Origin of the sequence: Pseudoalteromonas luteoviolacea NCIMB 1942 (assembly GCF_001625595.1) — a bacterium.
Lineage (GTDB): Bacteria > Pseudomonadota > Gammaproteobacteria > Enterobacterales > Alteromonadaceae > Pseudoalteromonas > Pseudoalteromonas luteoviolacea_A.
In genome coordinates, this window is the sequence record NZ_AUXT01000172.1 from 1 (window position 1) to 15,499 (window position 15,499).

The following is a 15,499-nucleotide window of genomic DNA, read 5'->3' on the forward strand; positions in this document are numbered from 1 at the left end:
TTCTTAGCAGGGATTTGTGTAATATAGAGACAGCTAAAAAGCGCCTTTTTCATTTGCATCAAATACCGCTGTTACATTGCGAGTTGCATCCAGTACCAATTCTAAATCACATAGTTTGGGCAGCTGCTCTATACCCCATTGCGTTAAACGCTGGTACGATTGGATAAACTCCTGTACTTGCTGTTGATCCATCCCTTTCCCTGTTTTCATCACTAACTTTTGTTCTTGTTCTAATCGCCAGTTATACACATGCTCAAAGCTTTTACCATTTAAAAATAGTAATTTATCGAACAAACCAAACAAACATTGATAATCTAATGCTAGAAACTCATTTACTTGCTTTCGATATTCTGAAGTCGCATCTTGATGCACTTCAAACTGGTTACAAGCATCGACTAAAAGTGTCTCTGGCTGAGCTGGTATACCCAGAAACCACCCTTCAATTATCAATACGTCTATAGGACTGCTCACAGTCGTCCAAACAGACTCAGGAAATGGATTATCCGTTGACTTGTCAAATCGGGGAAGTACAAACGGTTTATTTCTTTTAAAGTTGTGGAGCGCTTGTATGGCAGCCTTAACATCATGTGTGCCAGGTGCCCCACGAGTTTCAAACGCTGGATGATAATTGCTTACTAAAACCTTTCTTTGACTCTGGCTGAGATAAAAATCATCAATCGAAACTGACTCTGCAAGAACACCACTTTTCTGTAGATAGGCAACCATATAGGCTGATAATGTTGACTTCCCACTTCCTTGGCACCCAGATATGGCAACAATCAAAGGCGTTTCGGACCGCTCTACCGTTTTCTCTAGCCAACCCAGCGCTTTTTCAACTTGCGTCACGTAACTAAAGGGTAGCTGAAAAATTTTGCAAAACTGCGCTTGCCAAGGTGCTAAACACGTCATTTATTTACGCTTCAAATTTATAACCGACACCATAAATCGAATGAATAAACTCACAATCTGGCGCAATATCATGAAGCTTTTTACGGATTTTCTTTATATGGCTGTCAATTGTTCTATCACTGACTACCCTATCATCATCGTAAATTGAATCCATCAAACGTGCTCGATTGTAGACCCGCCCGGGATGTTTGAACATTGTTTGTAACAGCATAAACTCCACATGAGTTAAATCTGTTCGCCTGCCTGCATAGTTAACAAACAATGTCTCTTCGTCTAAGTGAAGCCCGGTTTGTATCTGTCCTGAGCCGTTTGTCCGCCTCAATATCGCTTTAACTCGCGCAACGACCTCTTTGGGGCTATAGGGCTTACACACGTAGTCATCCGCACCAACCTCCAGACCTAACAGGCGGTCAATTTCTTCTACCTTTGCGGTTGTCATGATGATAGGCACAGCTGAATCTTTGCGGACTTGATTGCAAATTTGGATGCCATCCACTGATGGCAGCATCAAGTCCAGTAAAATAATGTCTGGTAAGAAAGTACAAAAGCGTTTAAGCGCATCCGCACCATCCATTACTATATCGTATTCATATCCTGCTTGCTCAAGGTACTTACCTAAAACTTTTGCGAGTTTTTCTTCATCTTCAACAATCAATACTTTTTGTTTTTTCATGTCAGTACCTTATTATTTCATTCGCTTTATATTGTTGATCTTGCGTATTCTTAGTATCGGGCAGTTTACTTTGCTATTTTATGGGCAGTGTAATCTTAAAGTTAATACCTCCTAAATCACTAGATAGTGCATGAATTTCACCATTATGTGCTTGGACGATACTCGCGCAGATAGCCAACCCCAGCCCAGACCCTCCAGATGCTCGATCTCTCGCTTGATCTACTCGGTACAGTCTATCAAACAACTTTGGCAGCAAGTCAGCATTCACTCCTGGACTGCTATCTTGCCACTGCACACACACAATGCCTTTATTTCTGTGTAAATGTACATTTATAACACCTGATTGCCCTAGTTCGGAATCTGTATAGCGTAGCGTATTTTGCATCAAGTTATTAAACAACTGTGCCAACCGAGCTTCATCACAGTATAAATCGATGTCCGTTTCACCCGTAATTGACCATTCAAAATGCTTCGTTTTAAGCGTCGCTGCATGGGAGTCAAAAGTGTGTTTAATAATATCTATAAGCGCACAATCGGCCATTTTATAACTGAGAGAGCCTCTATCAGACATGGACAATTGGTGCAAGTCATCAACTAATTTAGTAAGCCTGTTAATTTCGTCATATAGCGAGTTTAACTGCTCTTCGTCAGTCTCAATGACACCATCAATCATGCCCTCTAGTTCAGCTTTAAATACTGCTATGGGCGTCCTCAACTCGTGTGAAATATCCGCAATCCATTGCTGTCGAGAACGCTGGTTTTCAGCTAGTGTTGATGCCAATGTATTCAGATCTCGTGCTAACAAACCAAGTTCATCTTTACTATGGGTTTTGAAAGGTGGTTTGTAATCACCTGAAGCTATCTTTTTTGCTGCACTTCGTAATGACAAAACTGGCGCAACCAAAAATCGACTAAATGGGATAGCCAATAAACTGCTCACAAGCATTGCCACAATGGCAATACCTAAAAACCAGTGCTGCTGACGACTTGCAAATAATGCATCTAGTGAGTTGCTTATCTCCATGCCGTTAGCAATGCCAATGTAGCCTAATAAGCGCCCAGAGTTGTCTTCATTTTGATATACAGGTTGCCACAGTGCTGTATTTTTCGATTTTGGACGACCTATTAGCATCGAACCACTCACTGATTTGAACACTAATCTAGCAGGAGATTTGTGTTTGGGTTTTGGCGGCCGACCTGCTCTGCCTTCAGGTCCTCTTGCAGGCTTTCCTTCGCGCCTTTCTTTACCAAGGTGCTTAGGTGGTCCTCTTCTTGGCTTTTTGGCCATCTGCTCAATTTCGGCTTCTGAGCGGCCTTCAAATTCACCTACTAGTCTTGGCCATAGAGGATTATGCCTAGTAACCCACTCTTCGCCATGTAATGCAAAGTTGTCTCTAACTGTCGGCATAATAGCGATCAGTTTGGCACGGCTACTATTTTGTAAGTATTCTCGAAAGCTTTTTTCAAACGCAAGCTGGTTAGCATAATAAACGGCCGAAATTAAAACAGCGTTAACTAATAGCAAAATGGCAAGCAACTTTCGTCGCAAGGTAAGTTTCATCGCAACTCCATTGTTATCAAACAAGTTGGCTTTGGTACCCATGCTTACCTTTTTCGTCGCAAGTTGTTGTTCCATAAAAATTTCTATTGAATTAAATGACGGTCTTATCCATGAGGATTGGCAGCTGATTATGGATACCAGATAAGCTGTTTACATTATTTACCAAAAATGTGCAAAAACCGTGGAAGATGCAGAACGTAAAGCGAGCCAAAGCTCGCTTTTTCTTGATGAATTTAGTTAATTTGTACGATTTCTAAACCAATGATATAAGAGTCAGGTGAGTTTTCAGTGCTACCACAGCGAACAACTTTAGCATTCGCATTAAACGGCGGAATTGTCGCGCTTTTACTATTAATAAAAACGGTTATCAACTCACCTACTTCTAGTGGGCTTTCGATTTCAACAGATAATCCTGTTGCACTTAAATCTTGGCACACACCGATGATTTTTTCCCCTGTTTGGCTGACCGTTAATTCTGCTTGTGCATTAACCATCATGCGCATAAAGCGACGTTTGTCTTCATGGATCATAGTGAACTCCTAGACCATATTTTTTATTTTTTCCAAAAGAGATTGCATCGCAAATGGCTTTACTACATATTCATCGCAACCTGCTTCGTACCCTGCTTGTTTTTCCTGTTCAGACTCTAAACCCGATACCATCATTACTGGAATATCTTTGGTCTCAGGTGTGTTCTTTAGCATACGACATGTGTCGTAACCATCAAGGCCCGGCATACAAACATCGAGCAAAATGACATCCGGTGGATCTGCTATTGCATTAGATAAACAACTCAACCCTGATTCCGCATAACTGAATTTAAACGCATCCGACAAGGCCATCGATAACATTTCATAATTGAAATACTCATCATCAACAACCAATACGTGCGGTGTTCTACTCCGTCTTTGCTGCGTGGACATAGTCAATGCCGCTTCCTTCTCACAATCCAAAAATCATATCCTCTTATTAAGGTAATTGTCTCAAGGCAAAATGCAAGTCAATTCCTATAAATCCACTTCATTTAATGCATTGCTAACACGCTTAGCCGAAATTGGGTAAGGTGTACCTAATGTTTGAGCGAACAATGAAACTCTAAGTTCCTGTAGCATCCAAAAAATATGTAATAAATCTTGAGGTATTGGCATACCTTTAGGTACTTTATTGTATTTCTGTAAGTACAGCTCTGACACTTTTTCGATTTCCAGAACGCATAACCTATCTCTATTCGGGTCTACTGGCAGCTTTTCTAAACGTTTTTCAATTGCTTTTAAATATCTCAATAAATCAGTTACTTTGTCTGCACCATGCGCACTTACAAACCCTTTGAAAATAAGAGATTCTAATTGAGACTTAATGTCTCCATGGGCAGTAATCATTGTCAGATCTACACGCCCTTTCATGCGTTTATTAACAGCATGCGCAATACTCAAAACCTGCTCAACCTGTGACGCAATCTCAACGACCTTATCGCCGAGCTCACCTCTAATAAACTCTTTTGCACGTTCAAATTCATTTTCATCCCTAATTGCCTCAAACTTTCCTAGCAAGCTGTCTACACCAGCAGCCGTGCAATCTGCAATTAAATCATGGATTTTTCCAAACGGATTAAAATATAGACCTAATTTGGCTTTATTGGGTAAATGTTGCTGCAAATATTTTACAGGAGACGGGATATTCAATAACACCAGCCTTCTTAGCCCAAGTTGATGTGCCTGCTTTGCCTTGTCTGGGTGATCAAATAAAGTAATGGCAGTGCTATCTTTATTGTCTACCAAGGCAGGAAACGCTTTTATCTCGTAACCTCCCTGTTTCTTGGTATATTCTTTAGGTAGCGCTCCAAACTGCCACTCAGTGATGCCTTCTTGCTCAATACCCTTTTCAGCTACCTTAGATAAGGTTTGTGATACTTTCCCTTGCAGCTTTTCCTTTAAGGCACCTAACTCAAAACCATGAGCAAGCACTTTTCCACTGTCATCAACAATTTCAAATTGCATTTTTAGATGATTTTCCAGTGAAGATAAATCCCAATCTTCTTCTTGTACTTTGACCCCCGTCATGCGCAGCAATCGCGTGGCCAAAGAATCTAATAACAGGCCTTGTAATGGCTCAATCGAAGCAAGTACCGCGTCTGCGTAATTTGGGGCTGGCACAAAGTTTCTTCTTAAGTTTTTAGGTAGGCTCTTAATTAACGCGCAGATCAATTCATGACGCAGTGCCGGAATATGCCAGTCAAAGCCTTCTGATTGAATTTGATTCAATAGTGCCAAAGGGATAATAACGGATACACCGTCTACCGCTTTCCCGGGCTCAAAATGGTAGTTTAGCGCTAAGGTTAAATTGCCTTGTTGCCATGTATCAGGGTAATCAAAAGCCGTTACTTTATCAGCCCCATGGCGCATGAGTGCATCTCGGTCCATGTGCAGTACACGATTGTTGCTTTGTTTTTTCCACCAGTTGTTGAATGCTGCACGGTTATTTACTTCAGCGGGGATACGTTCATCATAGAATTCAAACATCTGCTGCTCGTCAACCAGGATATCTCGACGTCTCGCTTTGTTTTCTAGAGATTGGATCTCTTCAATCAATGATTGGTTGCACTCCAAGAACTGGGCTTTTTGCCCTAATTGCTGGCCAATTAGGGCCTCTTTAATAAATAACTCGCGGCTAATAACTGGGTCAATCTGGCTATATACCGTGCGCTTTCTAGATACGATAGTCAGGCCGTATAACGTCTGCTGTTCAAACGCAATTACAGCCCCTTGCTTCTTCTCCCAATGCGGCTCACTATAGCTGCGTTTAACCAAATGCTGCGACAGTGGCGGCACCCATGCTAGGTCAATTTTAGCGTTTATACGAGCGTAGAGTTTACTGGTCTCTACAAGCTCTGCCGACATTAACCACTTAGGGCTCTTTTTAAACAAAACTGAACCAGGAAAAACATGGAAAATACTATTTCTGGCACCTTTATAATGTTGCTTTTCGTCTTTAACACCAATATGGCTCAACATACCACTGAGTAATGCTTGGTGAATTGCCTCATAGTTAGCTTCGTTGCCAGAGCCTTTTAAATTCATTTCATCGCATACTGTGGTCAACTGATAAACGATATCTTGCCACTCGCGAATACGCATATAAGCTAAAAAGTCTTTTTGACATAGCTTTCTAAACTGACTTCTAGAGAGCAATTTTTGCTGCTCTTCTAAATACTGCCATAAATTTAAAAATGTCATAAAATCAGAGTTTGGGTCATCAAAACGGCCATGTTTTTCATCCGCCGCTCCGCGCTTTTCTTGCGGCCTTTCTCTTGGATCTTGAATCGAAAGTGCCGCAGCGATAATGATAACTTCAGTTAGCGCACCTTGCTCGACCGAAGACAGTACCATCTTGGCCAAACGCGGATCGATTGGTAAGCGACTGAGGTTGCGGCCTGCTTGCGTGAGCTTTGCATTTTCTCTGCGGCTAGCAGCTTTAACAGCGCCAAGTTCTTCAAGCAGCGACATACCATCTTTGATGTTTCTGTTGTCTGGTGCTTGAACAAATGGAAACTTGGCAATATCACCAAGCCCTAACGCCAACATTTGTAAAATAACAGACGCGAGGTTAGTACGCAGAATTTCTGGATCTGTAAACTCGGGGCGAGATAAAAAGTCCTCTTCAGAATACAAACGAATACAGATACCAGCTGCGACACGTCCACAGCGGCCTGTCCTTTGGTTTGCACTTGCTTGAGATACAGCTTCAATAGGTAGCCTCTGAACTTTGGTACGGTAGCTATAGCGGCTAATACGCGCAGTGCCTGGATCGATAACGTACCTGATCCCAGGTACTGTCAAAGAGGTTTCTGCGACATTGGTAGAGAGTACAATTCTTCGATGGCTATGCGGCGCGAAAATACGGTTTTGTTCAGCATTAGATAGACGAGCAAATAAAGGGAGAATTTCGACCCCTTTTAAATTGCGTTTGCCTAATGCATCCGCTGTGTCTCTGATCTCTCGCTCGCCATTCATAAATATTAGAATATCACCAGAACCTGCACCACAGAGTTCATCCACTGCGTCAAATATGCCCTGTAATTGGTCATTTTCGGCTTCGCTTTGCTCACCAGATACGTCTACTACCGGTCTATAACGCACCTCAACAGGGAAAGTACGACCAGAAACCTCGATAATTGGTGCGTCATTAAAATGCTTTGAGAATCGCTCAGGGTCAATAGTCGCAGAGGTGATAATAACTTTAAGATCTGGCCTTTTTGGCAAAAGATTTTTTAAATATCCAAGAATAAAATCGATGTTGAGGCTTCGTTCGTGAGCTTCATCAATAATGATGGTATCGTACTGATTTAAAAATCTATCTTGCTGTATTTCCGCGAGTAAGATACCGTCTGTCATTAATTTGATGTAACTTTTGTCTGAGACTTGATCACTAAAGCGGATCTTAAAACCCACCTCCTCACCAAGTTCACATCCAACCTCTTCTGCAATCCGGTTAGCAACACTACGCGCAGCAAGACGCCTAGGTTGAGTATGGCCGATATAACCATCGATACCGCGACCAAGTTCCAAACAAATTTTTGGTAACTGAGTCGTTTTACCCGAGCCGGTTTCACCAGCAACTATCACAACCTGGTTGTTTGCAATAGCCTCTTTAATGTCTTCTTTCTTTTGGCTAACAGGTAGCGATTCTGGATAGGAAACTTGAGGCAACCCTTCTTGCCTTTGGGTTTTCAATTGTTGACTACGTGCAATGGATTCACTGATCTGAACAACAACTTTTTGCTGTGTTTTCTCATCAGTGATTTTTTTCACACCTTGAAGACGTTTCTTAAATAAAAACTGATCCTTCTTTAAACAAAAAGGAATATCTGAATATAACGACTTTAAGTCCACTACACGACACCTTGAAAATTCCAAAATCGCCGCGTAGTCTACCAAAACCTCACGCTTCTACCCAAGGAAAAACAGACTTTTAAACAAATCTGTTTCCTGATTCATAGGTATCATGCAAATGTTTATCAAAAGCGAGTAAAACGTGAGCACGAGTAATGACACCAATAAGCCGCCCATCTTCATCGCAAACAGGATAAAGCTTGGGTTTATCCTTCGACATTTTATCAGCAATTTGCAAAATACTGTCTTCAGGGTGAACACATACAGGGTCTTTGTTCATCACATCAGACACTATACTATGAGACTCATTTTGATAAGTTGCTTCTAACATTTTTTTGATACAATCCTGTTCAGACAAAAAGCCAATCACTTTGTGATTGTCGTCCAAAACAGGCCCACCTGACTGACCGCTTTGTAATAGTTTTTCGACCGCCATTTCAATACGCATGTTTGCGATAAATGTCACTGGTCTGTGATTTAGATAATCTACTACTTTAACTGATTGCATTATTTATTCCCCCAAATAAAACGCCAGCTACATTTATAATAGTAGCTGGCGTTGATAAATTTGCCTAAAAATCAATAACCTTTTATTTTTACTTAAAAATACCTACATAAGTCGGCGTAGAATTTGACTTACGGGCCCTGTACATGCCTTTGGTATTAAACGGCATGCTGATGTTTCCTTGGCTATCAACAATTATAACCCCTCCAGTACCGCCAGATTGGAACATAGGTCCAAATATCACTTCTTTACCAGCTTGCTCGATAGATTTATTTTGATATTCAACTCTGGCACAAATATCAGCTGCGACATTGTAACGAATAAAATACTCACCGTGGCCAGTTGCAGAAACTGCGCATGATTGATTATCAGCGAACGTGCCCGCACCAATGATTGGCGAGTCACCAACCCGTCCATATCGTTTTGCTGTCATACCTCCTGTTGAAGTACCTGCCGATAGGTTGCCATGTTTATCAACCGCGACAGCACCAACTGTGCCCATTTTTAACTCTACTGGTAATGACTGATGTGCTGCTTGGTAATTTTTAGTGCCACTTTCCTTTTGACGTAGCTTTTCTTTAGCACGCAAGAGAGACTTATATCTGTCCGGGGTATTGAAATAATCTGATTTTACCAGTTCAACACCTTGCTTTTTGGCAAACTCCTCAGCACCTTCTCCACTGAGCATAACGTGTACAGAACTGTCCATAACTTCTCGGGCAAGGTTTATTGGGTTTTTTACATGCTTAACACCCGATATCGCACCAGCTTGTCGGTTCCGGCCGTCCATTATAGATGCATCTAACTCATGGCTCTCGTCATAGGTATACACAGCTCCCTTACCTGCGTTAAAAAATGGTGAATCCTCTAGAATATTTATTGCTTTTGTAATTGCGTCTAAGCTATCACCGCCGTTTTCAAGCACTTTATAACCGGCCTCTACTGCTTCTTGAAGCTTTGCTCGATATGCTTGTTCTTTTTCTGGCGTAAAACGGCTTTTTTCAATGGTCCCAGCACCACCATGAATGGCAATTGCAATAGGTTGCTCCGCATGCTTTGCTACTGCACCCGTGCAAGCCAGTGTTAGCATTAGCCCCAATAAAGTCTTGTTATTCATTTTTATCCTTTTTTGGATTTTTTAACGCTATAACAATGCGCGTAAAGACGAAGAGAGGCAAGCTTTTGCGTTAAAGTACAGTGGCAATCAGCCAACAAAAGTGAATTAACATTGAGTGGCTGTTCTAAGACCTTGTGTAAATGAAATAGTTGATGACAACCAATGTGCTGTTATTTGAATTAACTAAAAAAATAAATATTTTTAAGGCATAAAAAAACGCTTGCGATGCAAGCGTTTTTATCTGTTCGTCATGCCCACACAGTGAACAGACTATATTAAGCTTCTGGAAACTGAGCTTTAAGGCGAGCTAGACGCGCTACTTGATGAGTTGAAGTCAAGAATGCGAAAATAGGCGCTAAATAACCGCGCTTACGTAGCTCTAAATACTCTTCATCACTTAGCTCGTTTAGTTTACGCTCGTCTACTAAGTAAATACCGTTGATGTCTTTTTTCTCACCAGCAATATCAACCGTTAGCGTCTGTTGTACTAGTAGCTCTTTATCAGCAAGGAACTGAGTGAATACTTCCGTTACACGTGCAAACTCAACATAGTTTACAAGCGCTTCTTTACGAGCCTGAAGGTACTCAGTTTCTTTGCCATCTGCAAATAACGCGTTACCTTCTTCACCAACTAATGGGCTAGCTTCGTCGATAACAATACCGAACTGATCTTCCTCAGGGTGCTTAACTAAACCGAAAGGGTAACGAGCAGCTGCTAAAGGAGCAAAGCCTGCCTGCCATTTGCCGTCTTTAACATATAGGTTCTCACCTGGCTCTAAACCGAATAAAGCAACCGCTTGAAATTGACCAGTTTCAGTATTCTTAACAAACGCCATAGGGAACTCTGTCGCAACACGAGCAAACTCATGTGCAACAACTGGGATTAGGTGCTGAGATTTAAGAAATTCAACATTGATGCCGTTTTTAACTTTAATATTGGCATGCTTCTCGTTGTGTAAAGGCTGCACTTGCTGCTCCGCCATAATACTACTCCATTCAAATTCGTAATTATTACTTTTAGTGGCTCTAAGGCTAATGGTTTTGAACACAAATTGGAAGTGAATTTATGAACTTCTCATTTATTTCACAAATGGTCAAAAAGCTTCCGTAGAGTTTTTAGTCAACCGGTTGCTCTCTTCCTGCTCTATGTCAACAGCTTAAAGCATGTAGCACGAATTAAATGACATCGCTGTCTATACCTGTATACTTTGTTACAAGTTTGATAACTGGAGTAACTCTCATGTCTGAGCAATCGATAAAAAGTATAACTATTGTAGGCGGTGGCTCGTCTGGCTGGATGACCGCTGCATATCTAAACCAGTTGTACAATAGCAAATCACACAAAATCGACATTACTCTAATTGAAAGCAAAGATATTGGTATTCTAGGAGTTGGCGAAGCAACCGTACACTCAATTCGATACTTCTTTGCTGCTATGGGTATTAACGAACAAGAGCTAATGCGAGAAACCCAAGCAACCTACAAATCAGGCATCATGTTCAAAAACTGGATGAAACCTTCTGAGTCAGGTGAAACTCATGAGTACTTCCACCCGTTTGAACAACAACAGCTAGGGTCAAATATTGATATAGCCACAGCTTGGCTTCTTAGTGACCGAAATAAGCAAGAGCGATATGATGAAGGCGTATGTTTAAGCTCCCACACAATCAAACACGCCCTATCCCCTAAGTTACCCAACTCAACTGGCTACAAAGCGCCCACACCTTACGGGTATCATTTAGATGCCACTCAAATGGCGCGCTTTTTAAAGGCTAAATGCACCTCTGCGGGCGTAAGACACGTTGAAGCCACCGTAACCGATATTTCCGTAGTAGATGGTAATATTGATACGGTACATACCGAAAAGGGAAACTTTTCTGCAGATGTTTTTATTGATTGTACTGGGTTTAAAGGGTTATTAATCAATAAAGTTAGTTCGGACAACTGGGAAAGCTTCGAGGAAGCATTACCTTGTAATAAAGCAGTCGCAATTCAGAGAAAGTTACCTGCGAATAAAACACCAACCCCTTACACAGTTGCAACCGCTTTAAGTAATGGTTGGGTATGGCAGATTGATCTAGCAAATCGCCAAGGCACTGGCTATGTTTATGATGGAAACCGACTCACTAAAAAAGAGGCTGAAGAAGAGCTTAAATCCTTCCTCGGCGAAGAAAGTGAGATTATCAAAACAACACACATCGATATGCAAATTGGCAGACGAAAAGAGTTTTGGGTTGGTAATTGTATTTGTATTGGTCTTTCAGGTGGTTTTATTGAACCCTTAGAGTCAACTGGCTTGCACCTAATTAACCTTGGGGCACGTTTACTTTCTACACACCTTACTGGAACACAGGTACCTCTATCAGTTAAAGACTCATATAACCGATTAATGAGGCATGCTTATGATGATTTAAAACAGTTTATTGTATTGCACTACTGTTTGACTGACAGAGACGACAGCGAGTTCTGGGTACAAGCAAGAAAGTCTGTAGAGCATTGTCCAGAGCTAACAGAAAAGTTAGCGCTGTGGCGTAATAAGCCGTGCGAATTTGCAGATATAGGCAGCGCGGGAACGTCTTGTTTTACTGATGAAAACTATAGATATATTCTCTATGGCATGGGCTATGCCCCCAAGCTCAATATTGAATATGATTATTCGGAGCATGAAGCTGTTTTTGAGGAGCTGCAAAACAGGGTTAACCGACTAATCAGTTCAGTTATGACCCATGAAGAAGCACTGCAGAGGATTAATAGCTAACAAACAGGGTAGCGCAATTATGCGTTACCCTGTTCCAGTTTTTGTTGGTAAAGTGACAAGTGCGCTTCATATTTACGCCACTTTTGAACTGACGATGTGTATATTGGCTGTCTCACCTGCTGATTACTTACAGTATGAACAACTTTACTGCTCTCATAAAAATGTTCACAATTTTGTTGATAATTCAGCCCTAAATACATCAACACTTCGCTTATGACTTTTTTAGGGTTAGCAATAAGCTCTTCATACTCCAACGTAAAAATTGCGCCTTTTGATGTATTTTCAAAAAAAGACATTAATTTGTCATACTCTAAATAATAGTCTGTTAAATCATCTAGATTATTGGCAAAGCCATTACCTAATCCAAAGTTTTGCTCATAACAACTCCATATGGTATCCATCGGCGAACGCCTACAATGGATGACTTTTGCGTTAGGGAAAACCTGCTGTATCAGTCCAACAGCCTTAAAATTTTGCGGCATTTTATCCGTAAAATAAGTAGCAGATTGCAAGAACTCTGTATTCTCTAGATAACGGTCAGCTATTTTATTTAATGCATCGGTATTGATTTTACCTAACCAGTGAGGAAACGCTGTTCGCGGCACATGTTGTGCTGCGACTTCAGCGCTGCAACGAGCAAACTCAAAAAGCTCGTCTCCTGCAATAACTTCACTATGTGCAGCCAGTATTTGCTCAATCAATGTCGTCCCACTGCGGGGCATCCCAATAATAAATATTGGCTTTGCAGATGAGTTATCACTTTTCTCTAATTCTGAGTGTGAGAACTTTTCTTTAATTTCGCGCAGAGCTTCTAATTCAACTGCGCCATTATAAGGCACTATCTTGCGCTGTAACTCATTTGCTGCATTTAGCCAGTGAACATACTCTTCTGGGCTGCTTACAAGCTGCTTTGCAATTGCAAAAGCGTAAAACGCTTTGTCTTTATTCTTTTCTGCATTGAAGTAACGCTCTTTCAGACTGTTAGTGAGTAAAAGGTCACTACCCTGCTGTTCTCGCACTAGATTATATGTAGCCTCTGAAAAATCAGGTTTCATCGCTAAAGCACTGTTAAAACAAATAGAGGCTTGCTCTAAGTCCCCTATTTCTCGGTATAAAATACCAAGCTGATTGTGGATCGAAGATTTATCAGAATGATATGCCAACGCACGGCGCAGCAAATTAATTGCATTTGCGTGTTGTTTAAGTGAGCGATAGCTGTGAGCCAAAAACTTATACCCGGGTTCAAAAGAGGGGTATTTCTGCATAACCTTAGCCATTACATCTACAAAATAGCTATAGCGCCCGGTTTGATAAAGCCACATCAATCCCTTTTGTAATGTTTCTATTGATGCTCCTTGAACCAATAACCCCTCTATCTGTTTAGCTACATTTGAGCTATCCTCGTTTATAAGTGCAGATTTTAATGCCTCATAACCAGCTTTACTTTGTGATTTTTCCATTTTTTTGGCCTAAACCTTGCTCAAACCAAACTGGTTAATTTTTTCCAACAGAGCCCTATTTGGCTCTAATTGTTTATCTAGGCTCTGAGCATACCTTGAGATTTCTGCCACTTCTTTTCTTGCCAATTCTTTTTGTTGGTATATGCATGATAATGCAGAAATGTCAGTGTCAAATTCCATTCCATACAAAACATACAAATAGTTTTCGAGGTTAAATACTTCTAAAGTAGAACTAAAGTCATATGCTTTTGGTATTTGATATCGCCACAGAGTTAGTTTCTCTTGTAGAGATTCGGGAATAGAACTAGTGGAGCGATTATCCAACCAAAATTGTGAATCGCTTCTTTTCGATATACAATAATGAAGCTTGATAAAGTCTATAACCTTATCCCACATATGGCATACTCTTCGGTTGAATGCTTTTGCATTGGCTTCCATCGCTTTATGTTCAAACGTAAACTGCTCTGCTAGCATTCTAGCAGTAATATCGAACACTAAAAGGCCCGTGGCCTCTAATGGCTCTACAAACCCTTGCGCAAGGCCCATCGCTACGCAATTTTTTGTCCATGCTTCTTGTCGATACCCAATTCTCATTGAGATCTTTCTCGCATCGACTTGCTCAGCAGGCATTTTCAAATATTTAGATAGATCCAGCAAAGCTTGTTCGTCAGAAGTGTGACTACTGGAGTAAACATGACCAATTCCGCGCCTTGAGGTTAAACCAATGTCCCAAATCCAGCCATTTTTTTGTGCGGTTGACACTGTATAGCTGGGAATAGAATCATTTTCCTTATCATAGGGGACCTGAATTGCCAGTGCCCTATCCACAAACAAAGTATCTTTCTTATCCACAAAAGGGACATTTAAAACATCACTGCTAAGCTTTGCACTAAACCCTGTGCAATCTAGAAAGAAGTCCCCCTCAATTTCACCAGCTTCAAGCGTTTCAATAGAAGTAATTTCGCCGTTAACTCCTAGATTTGCATGCTTCATTGTTGCCGAAATATAATTAACACCCAACACTTCGGTAGCGTGCTTCTGGAGCATACTCGAAAATTTACCAGCATCTAAATGGTAAGCGTAATTTGAGACCCCTTGAAACTCTGTGTGAGTAATCGATTTAGGCGCTAAGCTAGCGTTGCATACGTGGCTTTGGAAACCGACTAACTCTGAATAACTACCAAAATCTTCAAATGCACCAAGTAAGTAATATGCACTGAGATCAAATTTCTCTAAAAATGGATAATCAAAAGGATGATAGTATGCATGTTGCCTAACTTCAGGGTTGTTTAGCCAATTTACAAACTTAATTCCTTGTTTAAAGGTAACATCACACTCTCTGATAAACTGGGTTTCACTAATACCAAAATATTGCAGTGTACTCCTCATCATGGGAACAGTCCCTTCACCAACTCCTATCGTTGGAATATCAGGAGACTCGATAAGTGTGATTTCCACCTGTGAAGTATTGTAAGGTTTTAACTTTTTGGCTAAATGGTTGGCAGCAAGCCATCCAGCTGTCCCCCCACCTACTATTACGATTTTCTTTATCACAGCTTCTCCAGAAAATTGTATTTCGTTTTACTCAGAAACTAAAAAAGGGAGGTAACCTCCCTTTTTTCTTAGA

Annotated in this window: 12 protein-coding genes; 1 reads left to right on the forward strand and 11 read right to left on the reverse strand. The window is 41.0% G+C overall.

Going from position 1 to position 15,499, the window contains the following annotated elements:
- Positions 1 to 33 precede the first annotated feature (33 nt).
- The 9 genes from N482_RS14155 to N482_RS14195 form a co-directional block, all read right to left on the reverse strand.
- The gene (locus N482_RS14155; protein ID WP_081227957.1) at positions 34 to 909 is read right to left on the reverse strand and encodes a hypothetical protein; all 876 of its coding nucleotides are present in this window, start codon (positions 907 to 909) and stop codon (positions 34 to 36) included.
- A 4-nt stretch (positions 910 to 913) separates the two neighbouring features.
- Positions 914 to 1,582 (reverse strand): response regulator, encoded by a 669-nt coding sequence (locus N482_RS14160; RefSeq protein ID WP_063377655.1) that lies wholly within the window; start codon positions 1,580 to 1,582, stop codon positions 914 to 916.
- A 73-nt stretch (positions 1,583 to 1,655) separates the two neighbouring features.
- Entirely contained in the window at positions 1,656 to 3,218 is a 1,563-nt protein-coding gene (locus tag N482_RS14165) for an ATP-binding protein (RefSeq protein ID WP_231100868.1), read from the reverse strand.
- A gap of 158 nt (positions 3,219 to 3,376) precedes the next feature.
- A complete protein-coding gene (locus N482_RS14170) occupies positions 3,377 to 3,673 on the reverse strand; it encodes a PilZ domain-containing protein (RefSeq protein WP_063377656.1) in 297 nt (98 codons plus the stop codon).
- Positions 3,674 to 3,682: 9 nt separating this feature from the next.
- Positions 3,683 to 4,066 (reverse strand): response regulator, encoded by a 384-nt coding sequence (locus N482_RS14175; protein WP_063373982.1) that lies wholly within the window; start codon positions 4,064 to 4,066, stop codon positions 3,683 to 3,685.
- Between the two features lie 84 nt (positions 4,067 to 4,150).
- Complete coding sequence (gene hrpA, locus N482_RS14180) at positions 4,151 to 8,032, reverse strand: ATP-dependent RNA helicase HrpA (protein ID WP_063377657.1); 3,882 nt, start codon at positions 8,030 to 8,032, stop codon at positions 4,151 to 4,153.
- Positions 8,033 to 8,111: 79 nt separating this feature from the next.
- Entirely contained in the window at positions 8,112 to 8,540 is a 429-nt protein-coding gene (locus N482_RS14185; RefSeq protein WP_063377658.1) for a CBS domain-containing protein, read from the reverse strand.
- Positions 8,541 to 8,628: 88 nt separating this feature from the next.
- Positions 8,629 to 9,627: an isoaspartyl peptidase/L-asparaginase family protein gene (locus N482_RS14190; protein WP_419555040.1), complete on the reverse strand. Its 999-nt coding sequence runs from the start codon at positions 9,625 to 9,627 to the stop codon at positions 8,629 to 8,631.
- A gap of 302 nt (positions 9,628 to 9,929) precedes the next feature.
- The gene (locus N482_RS14195) at positions 9,930 to 10,637 is read right to left on the reverse strand and encodes a SapC family protein (protein WP_063377660.1); all 708 of its coding nucleotides are present in this window, start codon (positions 10,635 to 10,637) and stop codon (positions 9,930 to 9,932) included.
- Between the two features lie 257 nt (positions 10,638 to 10,894).
- On the opposite strand from N482_RS14195, the gene N482_RS14200 reads away from it, so the two are divergent.
- Positions 10,895 to 12,412 (forward strand): tryptophan halogenase family protein, encoded by a 1,518-nt coding sequence (locus N482_RS14200; protein WP_063377661.1) that lies wholly within the window; start codon positions 10,895 to 10,897, stop codon positions 12,410 to 12,412.
- 17 nt (positions 12,413 to 12,429) lie between these two features.
- On the opposite strand, the gene N482_RS14205 is transcribed toward N482_RS14200, so the two are convergent.
- Both N482_RS14205 and N482_RS14210 read right to left on the reverse strand, forming a co-directional pair.
- Entirely contained in the window at positions 12,430 to 13,872 is a 1,443-nt protein-coding gene (locus tag N482_RS14205) for a tetratricopeptide repeat-containing sulfotransferase family protein (protein ID WP_063377662.1), read from the reverse strand.
- Between the two features lie 9 nt (positions 13,873 to 13,881).
- On the reverse strand, positions 13,882 to 15,426 hold the full coding sequence (locus N482_RS14210) for a tryptophan halogenase family protein (RefSeq protein WP_063377663.1): 1,545 nt from the start codon (positions 15,424 to 15,426) through the stop codon (positions 13,882 to 13,884).
- Positions 15,427 to 15,499 lie beyond the last annotated feature (73 nt).